We start from the raw sequence: 18470 nt of genomic DNA on the forward strand, positions 1-18470 counted from the left end.
CGAACCGGGCCTGTGAGGAGCGATGCACTCTCGAGCGGTCAGCTAGGCGTCCAGTGAGCGCGCCAGCACCGACTGCACCACGTCCCGCAGCTCCCGGGCGGAGAACGGCTTGTCCACCCGGCGGTTGCCCGCCTGCGCGAGGAACTCGCGGGCCTTGGGCGTGAAGGCGCCTCCGGACAGGAAGATGAGCTGCTCGGCCAGCGCGGGCAGGTGCTGCGCGAGCTGCTGGTGCAGGTCCACCCCGCTCATCTCCGGCATCATCACGTCACACAGGATGACGTCGAAGCGCTCTCCGCTCATGAGCCGCGCGAAGGCCTCGTGCGCGCTCGTCAGCGTCACGACCTCGTGATCCCTCTGGAGCGTGCGGCGGATGGCCGTGCCAATCATCGGCTCGTCATCCACGACGAGCACGCGGCCCCTGCGCACGGCGGGGGTCGCCTCGGCGGGCGCTGTGGGGGCCTCCGCCCGGGCCTCGGGGCCGAGCGCGTCGAGGAGGATCCAGAAGGTGCTGCCGTGTCCCTCGCGGCTCTCCACCCCCAGCTGTCCGCCGAAGCTCGTCACGATGTCGTGGCAGATGGACAGGCCGAGCCCGGTGCCCACGCCCACGGGCTTGGTGGTGAAGAACGGCTCGAACATCCGTCCCAGGTGCTCCGGGGAGATGCCCACGCCCGTGTCGCGCACCTCGATGCGCACGCGCGCTCCCTCGCGCCGCGTGACGACGCGCACCTCGTTGCCCGCCGCGTTCCCCTCGGGAATGGCATGGGCCGCGTTGACGAGCAGGTTGAGGAACACCTGCCCGAGCCGGCCTTCCTTCGCCTGGACCTGGACCGGCTCTCCGTAGTCGCGCACCAGCCGCGTGCGGTGCTTGAGCTCGTTCACCGCCATGTCGATGGAGGACTCGAGCACCCGGTGCACGTCCACGGGCGCCAGTGCCCCGTCCTCGTCCCCTCGCGAGAACATCTTCAACTGCCGCACGATGTCGCGTACCCGGGTGATGCCGAGCCGGGTATCCGCCACCAGCTCGTGGATCTCCCGTCGCTCGGTGGCGCACAACCCCAGCCGGGGCAGCACCTGGCTCTCCAGGTGGTCCAGGTTGGCCATCGTGTAGGCGAGCGGGTTGTTGATCTCATGCGCGACTCCCGCGGCGAGCAGTCCGAGCGAGCCCATGCGGTCCGCGCGCAGCAGCCGTCCCTCCATCTGCTTGCGCTCGGTCAGGTCCCGGACGAGCCACACATGGGACGGCTGTCCGTCGAACATCAGGGGGAGATGGAAGAGGTCCGCGGGAACGCGGCCACCCCCACGGGCCAGCAGCAGGACTTCCCGGGGCGGGATGGGCTCGCCCGTGGACTCCGCGCGCTGGACATCCGCCTGGAGGGGGTTCCAATCCTCCGGACGGAGGAACTTCTGTCCCAGCTCCAGCAGGGTCTTGCCCAGCAGCTCCTTCTGGGACGAGTAGCCCAGCAGGCGGACGTAGGTGGGGTTCATGTAGACGAGCCGCGTGTCGTGCATCACGCAGACGCCGTCGGGCAGCCGCTCGATGAGCTCGCGGAAGCTCTCCTGGGAGCGGCGCAGGGCCTCCAGCGTGCGCGTGTGCTGGAGCCCATAGCGGATGGAGCGCTCCAGGAGCGTCGGGGTGAGCTGGGACTTCCCGAGGAAGTCGGTGGCCCCGGCCTGCTGGGCCTGATGGTCGATGTCGTCGTCCTCCTGTCCGGTCAACAGGATGAATGGACCCTCCCAGCCCCTGCTCCGGGCCTGCTGGAGCAGCTCGAGCCCCGTCATGGAGCCGAGCCGGTAGTCCACCAGACACACGTCATGGTTGCCGGACTCCAGCTCCTCCAGGGCCCGCTCGCAGGTGGACACCCACTCGAGCACCACCCGCCGCGGTCCCAGTTGCCGCAGGCAGTCCTGGGTCAGGACGTAATCATCCTCGTCGTCCTCGACGAGCAGGACGCGGATGGCGTGTGCATCGGCCTCACGTCTCATTCGTGGGGTGTTTCGGGGGGCAGTTCGACGATCTGCAGCCAGTGCCGGTTGAGGACCTTCACGACCTCGACGAGCCCATCGAAGGTCACCGGCTTGGTGATGAAGCAGTTGGCCCCGAGGTTGTAGCTGCGCAGGATGTCCTCCTCGGCCTTGGACGTGGTCAGCACGACGATGGGGATGTTCTTGAGCTCCGGGTCGGACTTGATCTCCCGGAGCGCCTCGCGGCCATCCTTGCGCGGCATGTTCAGGTCCAGGAGGATCAACCCGGGCCGTGGGGAGTCCTTGGGGTTGGCGTAGCGGCCGAGGCGGCGCAGGTAGTCGATGAGCTCCTCGCCGTCCTCGACGAAGCGCAGATCGTTGGCGAGCCGGCTCTCCTCCATGGCCGAGCGTGCGAAGTCCCGGTCATCCGGGTCGTCATCCGCCATCAGGATGGTGACAGCTCGTTTCGGCTCCATGGCTCTTTCTATCCGTGCAAGGGCTGCCGCATGGGCAGCGTGATGTGGAAGGCCGTGCCCTCTCCGGGCGTGCTCCGGGCCTCGATGTTTCCGCCATGCCGCTCGGCGATCTTCCGGCAGATGGCGAGGCCGATTCCCGTTCCCTCGTACTGGCCCCGGCCGTGCAGACGCTGGAAGACGTTGAAGATGCGCTCCCGGTACTTCTCCTCGAAGCCGATGCCGTTGTCGCGCACCACCAGCTCGCACCGGCCGCCCTGGGCTTCCACCTGGGCCCCGATGGACACGCGGGGCGTCACGCCCTCGCGGCGGAACTTGAGGGCATTGCCCACCAGGTTCTGCAAGAGCTGGCGCATCTGGGTGGGATCCGCGTCGAACACGGGCAGCGGCTCGAGCGACACCTCCGCCCCGGTCTGTTCGATGGTGGCCTCGAGGTCCTCGATCACCTCGCGCGCGATGGTGGACAGGTCCACCCGCTTGAACGGCTGACCCCTGGCGGACACGCGCGAGAAGGCGAGCAGATCGTCGATGAGCCGGCGCATGCGCGTCGCGGCGCCCTGCATCCGCGTGAGGTAGTCCTGTGCCTCGGGGCTCAAGGAGGTGGCCGTCTTCGACAGGCGCTCGCCGAAGGTCTGGATCTTCCGCAGCGGCTCCTGCAGGTCGTGCGAGGCCACGTACGCGAAGCTCTCCAGCTCGCGGTTGGACTGCTCCAGGCGCAGCTGCGCCCGCTTGAGCTCGGTGATGTCGGTGAGGATGACGGTGAAGCCGACGATCCGCTGGCCCACCTGGATGGGCCCCACCCGGGCGGCGAACCACTCGGGGCCCCCGCTGACGTTGGGCCTGGCCTCGTAGCCTCCCGTCTCCCCCGTGGCGAGCACCCGCTGGATGACGCTCCGGGCCGTCTCGCGCGACTCCGGGGCGATCCAGTCGTAGAGGTTCTGGCCGAGCACCTGCTCCACCGTCAGGCCCGGTATGGTGAAGTTGATGAAGCGGATGCGCGCTTCGACGTCACAGCAGAACATGCTGTTGGGCGACTGGGCGATCAGCGCCTGGGTGCCAAACGCGTCCTCCGACCTCGTGCGCTCCACGGTGAGTTGGGTGGACAGGTGGTTGAGGGCCACCACGACGGGGGCCAGTGGCCCGCTTGCCTCGGAGCATCGGGCATGCGGCTCGCGAGCGGCCATCCGCCGGATCTGCTCGAGCAACTCCTCGACGGTTGTTTCCTTCGTCCTTCTGGCGGCGGAGCCTTCCGCCACCACGCTCGCCTCGTCGTCTCGACACGTACTCACTGCGAAGGTCCTCGCTCGAACGCTGGCTGGACGTGGTTTGGCTCCCCCTGGAAGACCACCTCGAAACAATATGCAACACAAATGGGTGGGTTGTATAGCACTCGACAACGAGGGCTCCGAGGCATTGATTCGAGACATCGACGGCCGGGCGGAGGGGCGCCTCCGACGAGTGCCTGCTCCTGGAGTGGAGGAGTCTCGCGCCCGGTGAATGAAGTGGGCCCGGGGAGCAGGCGAGACCACACCTTCACTCCGTGCGCCACGAGCGCGGGCGCCGAACTATGGTCCCGCCGCATGAACGCCAGGTACTACTCCTTCGCTCTCACTGTCGCTGTCTGCCTTCTCTCCTCCGCCGTGTCGGCCAAGCCCTACCGGGCGATGGTGACGCGCACCGCGTCGACGACCCGGCCGGGCAACCTGGAGCTCGGTTTGCGCTACCAGGGCTTCTTCTCGCTCGAGCAGGGCAAGTCGCTGCCCTACCACCAGGTCTCCCCGAGCATCCGCTGGGGCATCGTCGACAACGTGGAGGCCAACGTCTACTTCGAGGTCCTGGGCATCGGCACGCCCGGGGAGAGCAACTTCCAGGTGGCCTTCGGAGACATCCCGCTCGGCCTGCAGTGGACGTTCCTGGAAGCGGGCCCCCTGGCGCTGGGCGCCTATGGCCGCGTCACCTTCCCCACCGGGCCGAGCGACCAGGACGCCATCCAGCCGCTGCTGTCGGACGGAACGTGGGACATCGAGGGCACGCTCATCGCCGAGCTGCGGGTGACCAAGGACCTGCGCTTCATGCTCAACCCGAGCTACCTCCACCATGGGACGCGTGACCGCGGGTCCCGGCCGGACTTCGATGTCCCGGACGCGCTCCAGCTCGCCGTGGCGGGCACGTACAACATCAACGACCAGACCCTCGTGGGCCTGGAGGTCATCGGCCGCCGCTACTTCGCGCCCACCATCACCCCGACGTGGACGAACAACGCCAACCAGGTGGAGATCATCCCCGTGGTGCGCCGCGAGCTCTTCCCGGGACTGGTGCTCGAGGCCGTGGCGGGCATCGCGGTGACGCCGGACCTCTCCGACATCTACAACTTCCGCGTCCTGCTCGGCGGCACCTACGAGTTCGACCTCGCCTCCGGCCCGAACCTGCCCACGAAGAATCAGGTGAAGAAGCCCACCCCCCCGAAGAAGAAGCCCACCAAGCGCTGAGGCGGGCTATCCGCGCGCGGCGACGCGCACCCGGGTGCCCCGGCCCACGCCGAGCACCCGCGCCGCGTCGCCGTCCCGCACGGACACCTCCAGCAGTCCCGTGCTGCCTCCCAGGGAGAGGAGCTCCCCGGGAGCGACGGCCTGATAGTGGGCGAGGGGCGCGCCCGGGACGAGGCGGTCGCCGACCTGGACGTCGAAGCGGGCCGGCAGCCGCGCCACCGGCAGATTGGTGATGAGGTTGCCGTAGGTATCCACGTGCAGCACCTCGCCCACGAGTGCGCTGCCTCCGCCTTCCTCTCGCGGCTCGGGGAAGGTGAAGGGCGTCTCCAGTCGCTCCAGACGCCGGCCGAGCTTCTCGAGTGGCACGCCCGCCGCGAGGTGGCCCACCACGGGGGCGAAGAGATCCCTGCCATGAAAGGTCCGCGAGCGACGGGGTCCCCACCATGCGGGGTCGTTCAGCTCGACGGCGTCGGCCAGTCCGCCGAGCAGGAGGAGCGCGGGCACCAGCAGGCCGTTGTCCGGGCCCACGAGGACGTCGCCCCGGTGGCTTCTCACGGCCACGGCCCGTCGCGCGGAGCCCACGCCGGGATCCACCACCGCGAGGTGCAGCGAGCCCTCGGCGAAGGCTTCCACCGCGCTCCACAGCAGGAAGGCGCCTGCTCTCACGTCCTGCGCGGGGACCGCGTGCGTGAGATCCACGAGGCGCGCGTGCGGAGCGACCCGGAGGATCGCCGCCTTCATCTGGCCCACGTAGGTGTCCGTCAGGCCGAAGTCGGTGAGCAGGCTGATCAGGGGTGGAAGCATGGTGCCGGGAAGATAGTCACCCTCCGCTCCGCTTGGGCTCGTCATCCAGCTCGACGCCTTCCGCACCACCATGGGGGCTCCGGTGAGGATGTACGTGGACTGGGCGAGGATCTATCAGCGCTGAGGCCCTCAGCTCGCGATGTCGCTCACCACCGACCTGGCGTTTCGCAGTCGCCCCTTCGAGGAGCCGGAGATCATCCAGCACAAGTTGATGCACATGGACTACGCGCTCTATGCCGCAGCGGGTCTGCCTCATCCGCGCGCGGGGGACGGGGCGCGGGCTGCTCGCTGGTGACGATGGATACGGCCTTCGGGACGCTGCCCGAGTGGACTGGCTCCTCGGGAAGTGAACGCCGGTATGATATGACAATGGGAACTGGCGCCCAGCCGGCTGGCCAGGAATACAACGCGTTGCACGGGAGAGGTGCTCTTGAGAAGGTTGTTTGTCTTTTTCGCGGTGATGGGCGTCGTGGCACTCGCGCGATGTGGGGGCCGCTCTTCCGGGGGGCACGATGCGGGGCCCGTGGGCAACCAGACGGACGGCGGCGTGCCGGATGCGTCCTCCGATGGGAGTGTGCCCGTGGATGGGGGTGACGTCGCGGACGCGGGTGGCGGTACGGAGGGAGACGGTGGTTTCCCGGAGGCGGACGCGGGAGAGCCCGTGGACGCAGGTGAGCCCGTGGACGCGGGATCGCCCACGGATGGCGGTGACACGGTTCCCGATGCGGGAGTTCCGGGTGGTGGCTCGCGGAGCGCGTGCACGTTCAACAGTGACTGCCCGGCTGACGAGCGCTGCGAGTGCGACGAGTTGGAGGGCTGTCTGTGCCTCACCGGGCCGCGTGGGACCGGGCGCTCGGGGATGGACGCCTGTGTGAGCGGCAATGATTGCGAGAGTTCGCTCTGCGTCGAGGGCTGGGGCGGCTTCTTCTGCTCGGGGCCGTGCGCTTCCGACTCGGACTGCGGGCCCCGGTTGCCCCTCTGTGCCTACATCACCTTCGTTGGCGACATGTGCATTCGCCAACCCGACGGAGGCAGCTGACCCGGGCCCCGGGCGGGGCGTTGGCCCCGCTCGGGTGTGAGCCGTGGTGGCTCAGGGCTCGAACTGGATGGCGTAGGCCGTCCAGCTCGTGGTCCCGTTGGATGCGTCCCTGGTCACCGAGAGTTGGCTGCCGTTAAGGGACAGTCTCCCGGTGGCCACGCCCAGGATGTCGTTCGCGCCGTACGAGGTCTCGCCAGCTCCCTGTCCGCCAGACTGGGAGCTGGTGAGCAGCAGCGTCCGGGTCGCATCCACTGAAGCGGCGAGAGTGGCGCTGGCGCTCGCGTTGGTATCATTCACCCTCAACACGTGCGTTTGGACGAGCGTGCCCGTGGGGAAGGTGATGCGTTCCCAGGAGACTTGGGGAATGTCGGCGGTGGTGATGGCGGTCCCGTCCCCACGGCGGAAGAGCAACTGGGTGGTGTTCGATTGATCGATCTCCCCCCGGACCATCCGTTTGTAGATGTCTTGGCCCTCGTTGCTGACCTGCCAGGTGGAGAGCACGATGGAACGGGTGAGGTCCGTGGTGGGCAAACCCGTCACCGGCAGCGTTCCGCTATTGGAGGGCATCGCTCCCGAGAGGCCTCGCTGCACGTCGCTGCCGGTGAATTGGACGACTTGGAAGGAGAAGACGTGATTCCCGGCGCAGGCGTCGAACAGGAAGCCGCTGACGTTGGTGTTGTCACCAGAGCTGGTGAGCTTGACTGAAGGGAAGTCGTTGTAGCCCAGGACACTCCCATCTTGGGAGGAGCTGAAGAGCACGAAGTTCTTCGAGATGTCGACTGTCGTGGGGACACGGGGAGGGGCCTGGGTGCACGATACACTGGGCAGATGCTGGACGAACAGGCCTTGGTGGAGTTCCACCACCTGCCAGTCGATAGTCGCTGCTCCCGTGTTGCCGTTCCGTTTGCAGGTGACGGTGGAGGTCCCCAGCGAGCACCGGAGGAAGGAGTTGATGGGCTCCTCGTTGGTGGTGGTGGCCTGGAAGACGAGGAAGCTGCGAGACAGGGTGACGGGGACCGTGGTGTTGCTGGGGCTGCTGATGGGGCAGTTCTCCTCCTTCTTTCCATTGTCTATCCGGCACGAGCCGCGCCTCACCACGGGGACGATGGTGTGGGTCTGCTTCGCTTCGCCCACCGCCGTCCCGCTCAGCTTGAGTTCCACCGGGCCACCCGTCTTGATCTTGAAAGACATGGGCCCGTCCGTGGTTCCCATCGTGTCGAAGGGCGTGGTCAGTTTCTTGGAACCCTCGCATCCCGCTCCCCAGAATGCCTCGAAGCTTGCCGCCGGTGTGGTGGACAGGGAGAGCAACTGGTCCGAGGGGAGGGGCGAGGGGTTGTCGTATTTGTCCGTGATGCGGAGGTTGACCGAGGCGGAGCACTCCCCCGCCATCAGGGTTTGTCCGGCCGAGGACGAGAAGGACAACTTCGAGGCGGGCAGGGGCTTCACGGTCCGGACCTCTTGCACTGGCTGGGACGTGCCGTTGAATTTGGCCGCGAGGGTGAACGTGGTCGCGCGGGTGCCTCGGAAATACAACGAGGAGACAGCCGGGAGTTGGGCACCGAGGTTCAGGGCCTGGGTGCAGCCCGCATCCTGGTAGAGCGCCGCTTCCGCGGTGTTGGCGGGCGTCGGGCTGATGGAGAGGCTGATGTTGGAGAGTGTTCCGGTCGTGAGATTGTCGAACTCGTCGCGCCACTCGAGCGAGACGGGGGAACAGTCACCCGCCTGGCTGGTGGTGTTCGGGGAGGTGAGGGCGATCGTCTTCGCGGGCCCGGGACGCAGGGTATGGGTCAGGGTCGCCTGCTGCGACAAAGCGGAAGAGCTGGCGCTTAGCGGGCCCGTGCCGATCGTGGTGCTGCGCACGAAGAAGGTGACGCTGCTTTTGCCCGCGGCAATGGCGGAGGGCGGCGACGAGGTGCAAGTGGGGTCCGAGTGGAACGTCACGCCGGGGCCGAACGTGCTCGCCAGGGTGATGGGGGTGGGGAAGCCAGCCAAGGAGAGTTTCCCGTCGGACTCGCGGCGCTCCACGGTCACCTGCGCCGAGCACTGACCCGCGATCGTCGTCAGCTCCTTGGGATTGAGGACGAGCGAGGTGGGGGCCCGGCTACACTGCTTGCCCGAGCAGGCGCTGTCGTCACAGCCACGCTGGCCATTACAGTTGAGGTCGTCGCTCGCGTCGCACACTTCCTGCGCCTGGGGTTGGCGCTTGGCCTCCTTGTCATCGCAGTCCGCCCCGCCCAGCTCGGCCGCGACGAAGCCATCGCGATCCTCGTCCTCGGCGGCGCTCGGCGGCGACAGGGTCAGCCTGACGTCCTGGCTCCCCGGCTTGAACTGGACGGCGACCGGCTCGCTGCGCCCATTGTAGAACGGTGAGTCCTCACAGGTCGCTCCTCCCCAGAGGGCTCGGGCCTGGAGATGGACGTCCGCGGGGAGGTCCTTGCGGAAGACGGCCAGTTGCAGCTCTTGATCCTCCGGGCGGAGCAGGGGAGCGGATTCCGTGCGGAGTTCTCCCTCCGGAGTACGGACTTCCAGGACGACGCAGCTCGCTTTCAGGGCGGGGTCGATCTGGATGATGGCCTGGACGGCTTCACCCCGGTTGCAGCCGGCGAGCGCGAGGAACAGGAAGAGGACAGCTCGGTTCATGGGGCCCATTCTACTGGAGTCTCCTTCCGGAGACCCTTTACATCCCCGTGGGCCACGTGTCCGCCGCGTCCTCCTCCTCGTGGCCCGCGTCCTGGTCGAGCGGTTGCACGGCGCTCGTGATGTCGTAGTGCAGGACCGCGTCGAACTGCGCGGGTAGATCCGCGAAAAAATAGTGGCTGTGGCGTTCGCTATGGGGGGCGTAGATGACGCCAATGGCCCGCTCCAGCCGCCGCTCGCGCAGGGCGGAGCCCGCCTCGCCCAGGTCCTCCATCCTCAACAGGAAGGCGGGCTGGCCCACCTCGTGGAAGAGCGCCTCGTAGCTGTCCGGCAGCGCGGGCCGCACCCGCCTTCTGCGGCCCGGGGTGTCCCACTCGCGCGCGGCGAGGACGGTGCCCGTGTAGGTGGTGAATCCCACATTGAACGTCTCCCGCCCATGCCGCTCGCGCAGGAGCTGGCCCAGGTTCAGCTCCCCTTGGTCCCCCATCTGCGTGGCGCGGGCATCGCCCAGATGCGAGTTGTGGGCCCAGATGACCAGGCGCGCGGGCGCCCCGTGGCGCCGACCGAGGTACTCGGACAGGGCATCCGCGGTGTCCGCCATGTGGGTGTCGCGCAGGTTCCACGACTCATCCCGCCCGGCGAACATGACCCGGTAGTACGCCTCCGCGTCCCGCGCCAGCCGGGCATTCTGTTCCGCGTGGAAGTGCGCGTCCTGCTCGCTCGCTCCGTCCCGGACCTGGCGCTCGCGCAGCTCCCTCAATTGCGCCAGCACCTCCTCCTCACAGCTGTCCGCGTAGCCGTAGGTGGTGGCGTGTCCATAGGACTGGGCGTCCTCGCCGAAGCGGTCGAAGCACGCGTACCGGTCCCGGGCACGCGCCGCCGCCACCGGGTCGCGCGCTTCCAGGTAGCGCACCACCTCGCGCATGGAGGCGTGCAGGCTGTAGAGATCCAACCCATAGACGCCTGCTCGCTCCCCCTCCGGCCGAGCGGCGTTGTGCGTGCGCAGCCACTCCACGAATGCCCGCATCTCGGCGTTGCGCCACATCCACCGGGGAAAGCGCTGGAAGTCGTCCAGGGCCTCTTCCACCCGCGTGTCCCGGGTTCCGCCCCGGACGTATTGATGGAGCCTCAAAGCATCCGGCCAGTCCGCCTCCAGCGCCACCGCGTTGAAGCCCCGCTCGGCGATGAGCCGGCGGGTGAGCACGGCGCGCGCCTGGTAGAACTCATGGGTGCCATGCGTGGCCTCGCCCAGCAGCACGAATCGCGCGTCCCTAATGCTCTCCAGTAGCGCGTCGAAGTCCGTTTCCTCCCCTTTCAGCTCCAAAGCGGCGGTGCGCACTCCATCAATCAATCCGGACGATTTCATACATTGTCAAAATGTGGTCACACGCGCCCATCCGCTCAGATTGGAAAACTAGACTGGCGGGACGGCGGGCGGAAAGACACGCGCCTCCCTTTTCGTGGACTTCGTCCAGGTAGAAAGGCAAGCAAGATGGCGAGGCAGCAACTAGCACAGGGCGAGTAGGCCAAGGACCCCGTGGTGTACAGGTTGGTCACGGCGCCGGGCGTCCACTCACGCTTACTGCTCTGTCCAGGAAAACGTATTTTACATTCCTTCATGTCCTTGAGATGGTGGGCGCCGCCAGACCGGAGAAGCCATGAGTCAGACATCAAGATCGTGTGTGCACATCGTGCAGCTTCCCTTTCCCTCGTTGGGCGAGCCTCACGAGGCCGTGCGCGACTACTACCGGGATTACAGCGCCAGGTTCGCGAGCGAGCTGGCCGGTTATTTCATTCCCGAAGGCTCGCTCTGGGAGTTGCCGCTATGGGTTGCCCACATCGCGGGAATGCTCAAGGAGATTGGCTATGAGGTGAACCTGGTCGACATGTCCAAGGTCCCGGCGGAGGCGGAGGCGTGTGCAAGGTTCCTGCTGGAGGAGACGCGGCCCGGAAGCGTCTTGATGATGTCGCCATTGGCCCAGAACTTCGATCTGGCGCTGTCGGTGTCCCGGACGCTGAAGGCGGAGGGCCGTCAGACGGTGCTCGGGGGGAACATGGCCACGCTGGCCGGGCCCGAGGATGCCTCGCACGTGCATCGCGGACAGGTCTCCGCGCGGGTGCTCGCGGAGATCCTCCAGAAGAAGCTGCCGGGACTCACGGAGGTGGCTGGCCTCAAGGGGGGTATTGGCCGGCTCGACTCCAAGCCCGACTACACGCTGCTGACCGGGTACAAGGGGCGGGTGCCCCTGCTGCGCCTCAACGCCAGCCATGGCTGCCTCTACGCGTGCAGCTTCTGTGGGGACGCCTGGTCGCGGCAGTTGCACGTGGTGGACCCGGCGGTGCTCGAGCACGAGGTCCAGCAGTTCGAGCGGCTCTTCCCCGAGGCGCGCCTCATCTACATCGGGGACAAGACCTTCGGTCAGTCCCACGAGGCCGTGAAGAACCTGCTGGCGGTTTTCGCGAACCGTCCCCACTACAAATTCATCGTCCAGACGCACGTGCTGAACGTGAACGAGACGGTCATCGAGGCCATGCGCAGGCTGGGCGTGGTGGTGGTGGAGATGGGCTTCGAGACGGCCGACTCCGAGGTGCTCAAGGAGTCGAGCAAGCCGAACCTCGACGTGGACATCTACGCCAGGCGCATCCAGGCGCTCTCCGCGGCGGGGATGAAGGTCGTGCTCAACGTGCTGGGAGGTCTGCCCCAGGAGCGGGCCGCCTCGCATGAGCTGACGATGCGCTTCCTCCAGGACTCGCGCAACGAGGCGTGGCTGTACAACCTCTATAACTTCGTGCCCTATCCCCTGACGCCGCTCTTCCCGGTGCTCCGCGAGCGCATCCATGACTGGAATTTCGCCCACTGGCGCGAGGACGGACCGCCGGTCTTCCAGCCCTATCACCAGACGGTGGAGCAGAGCTGGAATCAGTTCCTGGAGAAGGTCCACGTGGCCCACTCGCTGATCAGCCGCCCCAGTGTTTCCGCGTCCATGGAGGCCGCGTCATGAGCAATCCCTATCTCGAGCTGCTCGATCAGGTCAGCCCCGCGACCTTCGCCCGGGATCCGAGGCCGGGCTGGGCGGGCCCGGGCACGCTCTTCGGCTGCCGGGCGGTGGACCTCTCCGAGGTGCCAGCAGGGTGTCAGTACGTCGCGGCGGGCATCCCTTTCGATGGGACGGCCAGCTCCCGGCCCGGCGCCTCGGAGGGCCCCCGCGCCATCCGCCAGGCCAGCCTCGTCTTCTCGTCGTACCTGGACAGCCTGGGTGAGCACGAGATGCTCGACACGCGGACCGGCTCCGTCTTCCGGTACGCCAAGGCGAACGTGGTGGACGCGGGGGATCTGCACGTGTACCCCACCGATACCCGGCGCAACTTCCAGGCCGTGGCCACCGAGGTCGAGCTCCTGGCCCGCTCCGGCGCCACGCCCGTGTTGCTCGGGGGGGATCACTCGATTGGCTTCGCCACCTTCGTCGGCGTGCAGCGCGCCCTGAGCGCCCGGCAGCCGCAGTCTCGGCTGGGACTCATCCAGATCGATCACCACTTCGACTTCGGCGCGAACAGCACCATCCACGGGCCGCTCTATCATGGCTCCAATGCCCGGCGGATCAGTGAGCTGCCCTCCATGCAGCCGGACCGCATGGCCTTCGTGGGCGCTGGGAGCATCACCCGCAAGGGACAGTTCGATGGGCTGTTGAAGGCCGGCAGCCACATCGTGCCCGCCCGGGAGATGCGCGCCCGTGGGGTGGCCGCCGCGCTCGAGCCGGTGGTCGCCGCCTTTCGCCGCAACTGCACCGCCGTCCACCTCTCCATCGACATCGACGTCCTCGACTGCTCCGTCGCCCCCGGTACCGGCAATGTCACCATCGGCGGGCTCTCCGGTGGCGAGCTGATGGATGCCGTGGAGGTCATCCGGCAGCTCCCGTTGGCGGGCATCGAGATCGTGGAGGTGTCGCCCCGCTACGATCCCACCGGGCGCACGCCGCAGATCGCCGCCCAGCTTCTCTTCGAGCTGCTCTTCCGCGAATACCGCAAACCGGAGGCGTCGGCGATCCCATGACATGGAGTTCCAACGAGGCGCGGGTGGCGCTCGCCGGGCGGCTCCGGGAGGACCACCCCGAATGGGAGGCCGACGAGCCCGTGCTCATGGGGGGCGGGCTGGAGTTCTTCGTGTTCCGCATCCAGTCGGCGCGGCAGGGCCCTCTGGCCATCAAGGTGCCGCGCGCGCCGATCTTCATCAACGACAACGATCCGCGTGTCGTCGCGCGCGATCTGTTGGAACAGGAGGCCGCCCTGATCTCCCGCGCCGCGCGTGGCGGGATACCCGTGCCGCGGCTGGTGGCGCTGGAGCTGGGACGCGAGCCCCTCGACTACCTCGTCCTCGAGTATGTCGAGCACGCTGGCGGTGAGCCCTCTCCCCGTGCCCTGGGCGAGCTGGTGCGCCGCCTGCACTCGCTCCCCGAGCTTCCCTCCCGGCCGCTGGTGGCGCAGCAGGGACGTCCGCTGGCCGAGCTGCTCGCGGAGCGCATCCACCGGCGCGCGCGCGTGGTGGAGCGGCTCGCGGGCGTCCGTCTGGCGTTGCCCGGGCCCGAGTGGCTGGCTGACGTGCTACACGGCTCCGAGCGGCCGCGCGCGGTGCTGCACATGGACGTGCGTCCCGCGAATGTCCTCGCCCGGGAGGGCCAGGTGCTCGCGCTGCTGGATTGGTCCAATGCGCTGGTGGGAGATCCCGCGCTGGAGCTGGCGCGGATCGCCGAGTATGGGCTCGCCGGACCGGAGTTCCTCGCCGCGTACCACGGCCTCGAGCCACTCCCACCCCCGCCCGCGAGGTTGGAGCTGCTCTATCGGATCGATACGGCGGTGATGCTGGCGGTCGTCTTCCTCTCCGAGCAGCCAGACGCAGAGAAGGCGCGGCCCCAGGTGGCCCGGGTGGTGGAGCTGTGCGGCCGGTTGGAGGGGACGCGATGACAGACACCCGTCCAACCGTCGTGCTCCTGGTGCGTCATGCGGACGTGCACAACCCGCGGCAGGTCTTTTATGGGCGGCTCCCCGGCTTCCGCCTGAGCGACCTGGGCTTGAAACAAGCGAACTTCCTCGCGGAGCATCTGGCCTCCGAGCCCATCCGCGTCTTCTACACCAGCCCCCTGCTCCGGGCGCGGCAGACCGCGGCCGTGCTCGCGCGCAGGCATCCGGGGATCGCGATCCACCGGGTCATGGATCTGCAGGAGGTCCGCACGCGCTGGATGGGTGCGCCCGTGGACGAGGTCCCCATTTTCGGCAACCTGTACGAGCCGCCCCGCGACCCGGGTGACGAGACGATTGCCCAACTGGCCGAGCGCGTGTCCCAGACCCTGCTGCGTATCGCGCGCAAGCACCCCGGTCAGGTGGTCTGCTGCGTCAGCCATGGAGATGCCATTTCCAGCGCCAACTCGTTGTTCCGGGGGCTGCCTCCGGAGCTGGTGAGCATCCGCGGCGACTACAGCGCGCAGCAATGCTCGGTGACCCGGCTCACCTTCACGCCGTCCTCTGAGTTGCCTGTGTTGGAGTACCGCGATGTGATGGCCGAACTGGCTCCAGAACTCAGTGTGCGCCGATGACCGCGCTCACTGCTCGAGATATGAGCGCCTCTGTCGTTCGCTTGACGCTCCTGGTGTCGATCACTAGTGTCGCGAGCCGCGATAATCAAATTTGTCAGACTTCGTGTTGGCCAAGGAGTGAGCATGAATGAGGCGCACGAGCCCGAATCCGATGCGTTTCCAACGGTGCGCAGGGCCGAACCCGAGGATCGCTCCGCCATCCTCGAACTCATGCGCTCGGTGTATGGCGACTACAATCCCTACTTCGAGGAGCTGGATGCCTGGCTGGCGGACGACGTCGGCCAGCTCGGTGTCGCGGTGCTCGACAACAAGGTGGTGGGGTTTGGCAAGCTGACCCGTCTGGCGCCCGAGGAGTGGTGGATCGAGAGCATCGCCGTGGACAAGGCATACCGGCGCCGGGGCGTGGCCAGGACCCTCGGCTTCTATGGTCTTGCCCTCTGGCATGAGAAGGGCTCCGGGAGCCTGCGGGCACTGATTGCGAGCTATAACGATCCGAGCTTCAGCTATGGCGAAGCCTTTCAATTCCACCGGTCGGCCCGGTACGTCCACCTGCTCGCCTCTCCGGAGGGCACGAGCCATGGCTTCCGCCCGCTGACCGCGGCGGATAGGGATTGGGCGCATGAGCGTCTGACCCGCTCGTCCCTCTGGCAGCACACCGCGGGGCTGGTCGAGTGCCGCTGGAAATGGCAATCCCTCACCCCCGAATTCCTCTCCAGGCTGATCGACGCGGGCGAGGCCTTCTCCTGGCGGGACGGGGAGGGGGTGGCCTGCATGTGGCGCCGTCGGGGCGTGAAGGAGCCCGAGCTGCGCATCTGGTTCGCCGGTGCTCCGGGGAACCTCGGAGAGATGGCGCGGGAGTTCCGCGCGTTCGCGGCCACGGAGCTGCGCGACTTCGGACCCGAGCCCCCCGTCATCCACTGGCGGGTGCCCGACGTGCCCGAGGTCATCGAGGCGCTCGAGGCCAGCGGCTTCCGCAAGCGCGAGAGCTTCGAGAACATCTTCTACCTCGTGGAGTATCGGAAATCCTGAGCCCTCCGAGCCGGGGAGCGCCTGATGGAGTGGAGGCAGAGATGAGCGAGCGTCAGTCGTCGAGTGGGTGGACCGAGCACCTGGCCCCGTTGACTCCAGGCTGGTCCGTGTGGCGGCAGATGGGAGTGCGCGGGGCGGGCTTCCCGGCGGACCTGGCGGAGCGGGTGCGGCAGCCGGAGAGTGCCCGGGCCGCGGACGAGTTGCTGCGGCGGGAGGCGGACCTGCGCTCCCAGCGGCTCAAGGCCTCCGCGGTGCAGGAGGCGCTGGCTCCGGAGCGTGCCCGGCTGGAGGAGCGGTTCGCGGCGGAGGCCGTGCGCGTGGGTCAGGCGCTGCGCGACGTGGCCCGTCTGCCCGAGTTCCGTGAGGCCGTGGTCTGGCAGAACCGCCAGGCGCTGGCGAGTGCCCTGGATGTCCTGCTGCGGCGGGACGCCACCCTGCGCGACAGCCACACCCGCCAGAAGGAGGAGCTGGTCTCCAAGTATCTGCTGCGCTACTGCCTCAAGAACGACACCATTGGCTTCTTCGGCCCGCTGGGCTGGGGGCGCTTCGAGCCCGGGGTGGACGGGGTCGAGCTCCAGCCCGGTCCGGAGCTGCTCAGCCGCCGGCAGACGCTCTTCGAGCACTGGTGCATCGACACCCTCGCCGAGCGGCTCTCGGCGGACGCGCGGCTGCGCCCGTGGATCGCCCCGCGCGCGCTTCCCGTGGTGCGCTTGGAGGGGACGCGCGCCGTGCCACTGATGGGCGAGCCCGTGGAGCTCAGTGGCGCCGCGGCTCGCGCCCTCACGCTGTGCGACGGCGAGCGGACGGCCCGGGAGATCGCCTCGCTGCTGCGGCGGGAGTTCGCGCTCGAGGTGCCAGGCGAGGCCGAGGCATGGGCCCTCCTGGAGGAGCACCGGCAGCAGGGGTGGATCCTCTGGACGCTGGAGTTGCCCAACATCGAGTCGCACCCCGAGCGCGCCCTGCGCCGGCTGCTGGAGCGGATCGACGACGCGGCGCTGCGCGCGGAGGTGCTCGCGCCGCTGGACGAGCTGGAAGCCCTGCGGGAGGAGGTGGCGCGCAGCGCGGGAAACGCCGAGGCGCTCGCGCGCTCTCTCGATGCGCTCAATGACGCGTTCACCGCCCGGACGGGCGAGAAGGCACAGCGCCTCGAGGGCCAGACGTACGCGGGCCGCACGCTGCTCTACCAGGACTGCAACCGGGATGTGTCGCTCACGCTCGGCCCCGGGGTGCTCCAGCGCCTGGGCGCACCGCTCGGGCTGCTGCTGGACAGCGCGCGCTGGTTCACCTTCCAGGTCGGTGCGCGCTACCTGGCCTCCTTCGAGCGCGTGTTCGACGAGCTGCGCGCCGGCGCCCCCACGGTGGACTTCCTGATGTTCCACCTGGGCGTGAGCGAGTTCTTCCCCTTCATCTCCCACCGCTCGGGTCCCTACCTCAAGCCGGACGTGGCCAAGGATCTGATCGCCGAGCTGCAAGCGCGCTGGACCCGGCTGCTCAACGTGAAGCCCGGGGAGCAGCGCATCCAGCGCTCCTCCGCGGAGCTGGCCGCGGCGGCGCGGGATCTGTTCGCCGCGCCCGGGCCGGGTTGGCCCGGGGCCCGCTACCATGCACCGGACCTGATGATCTCCGCCGCGAGCCCCGAGGCGCTGCGGCGCGGGGAGTTCTTCGCCGTGCTGGGCGAGCTGCACATCGCCCTCAACACGTTGGAGTCCCCCGTCTTCTTCTTCCAACACCCCCGGCAGGAGGAGTTGGTGCGCGCGCTGGAGGCGGACATGCCGAGCCCGCGTATCTCTCCGGCGGTCCCCAAGGATCGCGCCACCCGCGCGGCCATCGTGCCCTTCAACCGCAACGCGATGGAGTTCGTCTTCGACACGACGCGCTCGTGGCGCCCGGCCTCCCAGGTGCTGTCGGTGGGCACGCTGGTGCTGGAGCGGGTGGACGGTCAGCTCCAGGTGCGCTCGCGCGATGGGCGCTGGCGGTGCCACGTGATGGAGTTCTACGACTGGCTGCTCAGCATCCAGTTCGCGGGGGAGATGCACCTGCTGCCCCCCCAGGCGCACTCCCCGCGGGTGACCATCGACGACATGGTGGTGAACCGGGAGACGTGGCACTTCGCCACCGCGCAGCTACCCTTCCTGCGGCTCAAGGATGCGACGACGCGGTTCCTGGAAGCGCGGCGCTGGGCCCATCAGCACGGCCTGCCGGACCGGGTCTTCTACAAGACGACCAACGAGCGCAAGCCCTTCTTCCTGGACCTTTCCAGTCCCCTGTCGCTCAAGTCCTTCTTCACGATGGCGCGGGCTTCCGAGGACGTGGTCATCACCGAGATGCTGCCGACCACGGAGCAGCTCTGGCTCACGGACGCGCGGGGGCGGGCCTATACGAGCGAGCTGCGCATGGTCATGGTGGACGGGCAGCCCTGGCGCCCTCGTTAGGCAGGGCACGCGCTCCG

General features: G+C 68.2%; 15 protein-coding genes. 9 read left to right on the forward strand and 6 right to left on the reverse strand.

Annotated elements, in window-relative coordinates; genetic code table 11:
* Positions 1-42: 42 nt before the first annotated feature.
* Genes CYFUS_RS06450 through CYFUS_RS06460 form a run of 3 tightly spaced genes read right to left on the reverse strand, consistent with a single transcriptional unit; the run spans position 43 to position 3724 of the window.
* A complete protein-coding gene (locus CYFUS_RS06450) occupies positions 43-1983 on the reverse strand; it encodes a response regulator (RefSeq protein ID WP_095984435.1) in 1941 nt (646 codons plus the stop codon).
* Positions 1980-2438: a response regulator gene (locus CYFUS_RS06455; RefSeq protein ID WP_095984436.1), complete on the reverse strand. Its 459-nt coding sequence runs from the start codon at positions 2436-2438 to the stop codon at positions 1980-1982. Before CYFUS_RS06455 ends, CYFUS_RS06450 begins: the two co-directional genes overlap by 4 nt.
* 8 nt (positions 2439-2446) lie before the next feature.
* The gene (locus CYFUS_RS06460) at positions 2447-3724 is read right to left on the reverse strand and encodes a sensor histidine kinase (protein ID WP_232537405.1); all 1278 of its coding nucleotides are present in this window, start codon (positions 3722-3724) and stop codon (positions 2447-2449) included.
* A 291-nt stretch (positions 3725-4015) separates the two neighbouring features.
* Here CYFUS_RS06460 and CYFUS_RS06465 point away from each other — a divergent pair, with 291 nt between their 5' ends.
* Positions 4016-4924 (forward strand): hypothetical protein, encoded by a 909-nt coding sequence (locus tag CYFUS_RS06465; protein WP_095984438.1) that lies wholly within the window; start codon positions 4016-4018, stop codon positions 4922-4924.
* 6 nt (positions 4925-4930) lie between these two features.
* Here CYFUS_RS06465 and CYFUS_RS06470 read toward each other — a convergent pair whose 3' ends face one another.
* Positions 4931-5728, reverse strand: coding sequence for an SAM hydrolase/SAM-dependent halogenase family protein (locus CYFUS_RS06470; RefSeq protein WP_095991838.1), 798 nt, complete (start codon positions 5726-5728; stop codon positions 4931-4933).
* A gap of 139 nt (positions 5729-5867) precedes the next feature.
* Between CYFUS_RS06470 and CYFUS_RS50375 the strand changes: the two genes are divergently transcribed.
* Entirely contained in the window at positions 5868-6023 is a 156-nt protein-coding gene (locus CYFUS_RS50375; RefSeq protein WP_157758277.1) for a hypothetical protein, read from the forward strand.
* Between the two features lie 135 nt (positions 6024-6158).
* The gene (locus CYFUS_RS06475) at positions 6159-6767 is read left to right on the forward strand and encodes a hypothetical protein (RefSeq protein WP_157758278.1); all 609 of its coding nucleotides are present in this window, start codon (positions 6159-6161) and stop codon (positions 6765-6767) included.
* Positions 6768-6818: 51 nt separating this feature from the next.
* Here CYFUS_RS06475 and CYFUS_RS06480 read toward each other — a convergent pair whose 3' ends face one another.
* On the reverse strand, positions 6819-9407 hold the full coding sequence (locus CYFUS_RS06480) for a putative metal-binding motif-containing protein (RefSeq protein WP_232537406.1): 2589 nt from the start codon (positions 9405-9407) through the stop codon (positions 6819-6821).
* Positions 9408-9444: 37 nt separating this feature from the next.
* Entirely contained in the window at positions 9445-10662 is a 1218-nt protein-coding gene (locus CYFUS_RS06485) for an erythromycin esterase family protein (protein WP_332468343.1), read from the reverse strand.
* 400 nt (positions 10663-11062) lie between these two features.
* Between CYFUS_RS06485 and CYFUS_RS06490 the strand changes: the two genes are divergently transcribed.
* The 6 genes from CYFUS_RS06490 to CYFUS_RS06515 all read left to right on the forward strand — a co-directional run bounded on the left by CYFUS_RS06490 (position 11063) and on the right by CYFUS_RS06515 (position 18453).
* Positions 11063-12406, forward strand: coding sequence for a B12-binding domain-containing radical SAM protein (locus CYFUS_RS06490; RefSeq protein WP_095984442.1), 1344 nt, complete (start codon positions 11063-11065; stop codon positions 12404-12406).
* Complete coding sequence (locus CYFUS_RS06495; RefSeq protein WP_095984443.1) at positions 12403-13455, forward strand: arginase family protein; 1053 nt, start codon at positions 12403-12405, stop codon at positions 13453-13455. The genes CYFUS_RS06490 and CYFUS_RS06495 overlap by 4 nt, the downstream gene beginning before the upstream one ends.
* Complete coding sequence (locus tag CYFUS_RS06500) at positions 13452-14363, forward strand: phosphotransferase family protein (protein ID WP_095984444.1); 912 nt, start codon at positions 13452-13454, stop codon at positions 14361-14363. The genes CYFUS_RS06495 and CYFUS_RS06500 overlap by 4 nt, the downstream gene beginning before the upstream one ends.
* Entirely contained in the window at positions 14360-14992 is a 633-nt protein-coding gene (locus CYFUS_RS06505) for a histidine phosphatase family protein (protein WP_095984445.1), read from the forward strand. Before CYFUS_RS06500 ends, CYFUS_RS06505 begins: the two co-directional genes overlap by 4 nt.
* A 123-nt stretch (positions 14993-15115) precedes the next feature.
* Positions 15116-16021 (forward strand): GNAT family N-acetyltransferase, encoded by a 906-nt coding sequence (locus CYFUS_RS06510; protein ID WP_095984446.1) that lies wholly within the window; start codon positions 15116-15118, stop codon positions 16019-16021.
* 41 nt (positions 16022-16062) lie between these two features.
* Entirely contained in the window at positions 16063-18453 is a 2391-nt protein-coding gene (locus CYFUS_RS06515) for a lantibiotic dehydratase (RefSeq protein ID WP_198316477.1), read from the forward strand.
* Positions 18454-18470 lie beyond the last annotated feature (17 nt).

It is taken from the genome of Cystobacter fuscus, from assembly GCF_002305875.1.
Classification (GTDB): Bacteria; Myxococcota; Myxococcia; order Myxococcales; family Myxococcaceae; genus Cystobacter; species Cystobacter fuscus_A.

What these genes read in the sequence shown, in the direction of transcription:
- CYFUS_RS06450 (WP_095984435.1), bottom strand. Translation starts at nt 1,983, where the DNA reads ATGAGACGTGAGGCCGATGCACACGCCATCCGCGTCCTGCTCGTCGAG.
- CYFUS_RS06455 (WP_095984436.1), bottom strand. Translation starts at nt 2,438, where the DNA reads ATGGAGCCGAAACGAGCTGTCACCATCCTGATGGCGGATGACGACCCG.
- CYFUS_RS06465 (WP_095984438.1), top strand. Translation starts at nt 4,016, where the DNA reads ATGAACGCCAGGTACTACTCCTTCGCTCTCACTGTCGCTGTCTGCCTT.
- CYFUS_RS06470 (WP_095991838.1), bottom strand. Translation starts at nt 5,728, where the DNA reads ATGCTTCCACCCCTGATCAGCCTGCTCACCGACTTCGGCCTGACGGAC.
- CYFUS_RS50375 (WP_157758277.1), top strand. Translation starts at nt 5,868, where the DNA reads ATGTCGCTCACCACCGACCTGGCGTTTCGCAGTCGCCCCTTCGAGGAG.
- CYFUS_RS06480 (WP_232537406.1), bottom strand. Translation starts at nt 9,407, where the DNA reads ATGAACCGAGCTGTCCTCTTCCTGTTCCTCGCGCTCGCCGGCTGCAAC.
- CYFUS_RS06490 (WP_095984442.1), top strand. Translation starts at nt 11,063, where the DNA reads ATGAGTCAGACATCAAGATCGTGTGTGCACATCGTGCAGCTTCCCTTT.
- CYFUS_RS06495 (WP_095984443.1), top strand. Translation starts at nt 12,403, where the DNA reads ATGAGCAATCCCTATCTCGAGCTGCTCGATCAGGTCAGCCCCGCGACC.
- CYFUS_RS06500 (WP_095984444.1), top strand. Translation starts at nt 13,452, where the DNA reads ATGACATGGAGTTCCAACGAGGCGCGGGTGGCGCTCGCCGGGCGGCTC.
- CYFUS_RS06505 (WP_095984445.1), top strand. Translation starts at nt 14,360, where the DNA reads ATGACAGACACCCGTCCAACCGTCGTGCTCCTGGTGCGTCATGCGGAC.
- CYFUS_RS06510 (WP_095984446.1), top strand. Translation starts at nt 15,116, where the DNA reads ATGAATGAGGCGCACGAGCCCGAATCCGATGCGTTTCCAACGGTGCGC.
- CYFUS_RS06515 (WP_198316477.1), top strand. Translation starts at nt 16,063, where the DNA reads ATGAGCGAGCGTCAGTCGTCGAGTGGGTGGACCGAGCACCTGGCCCCG.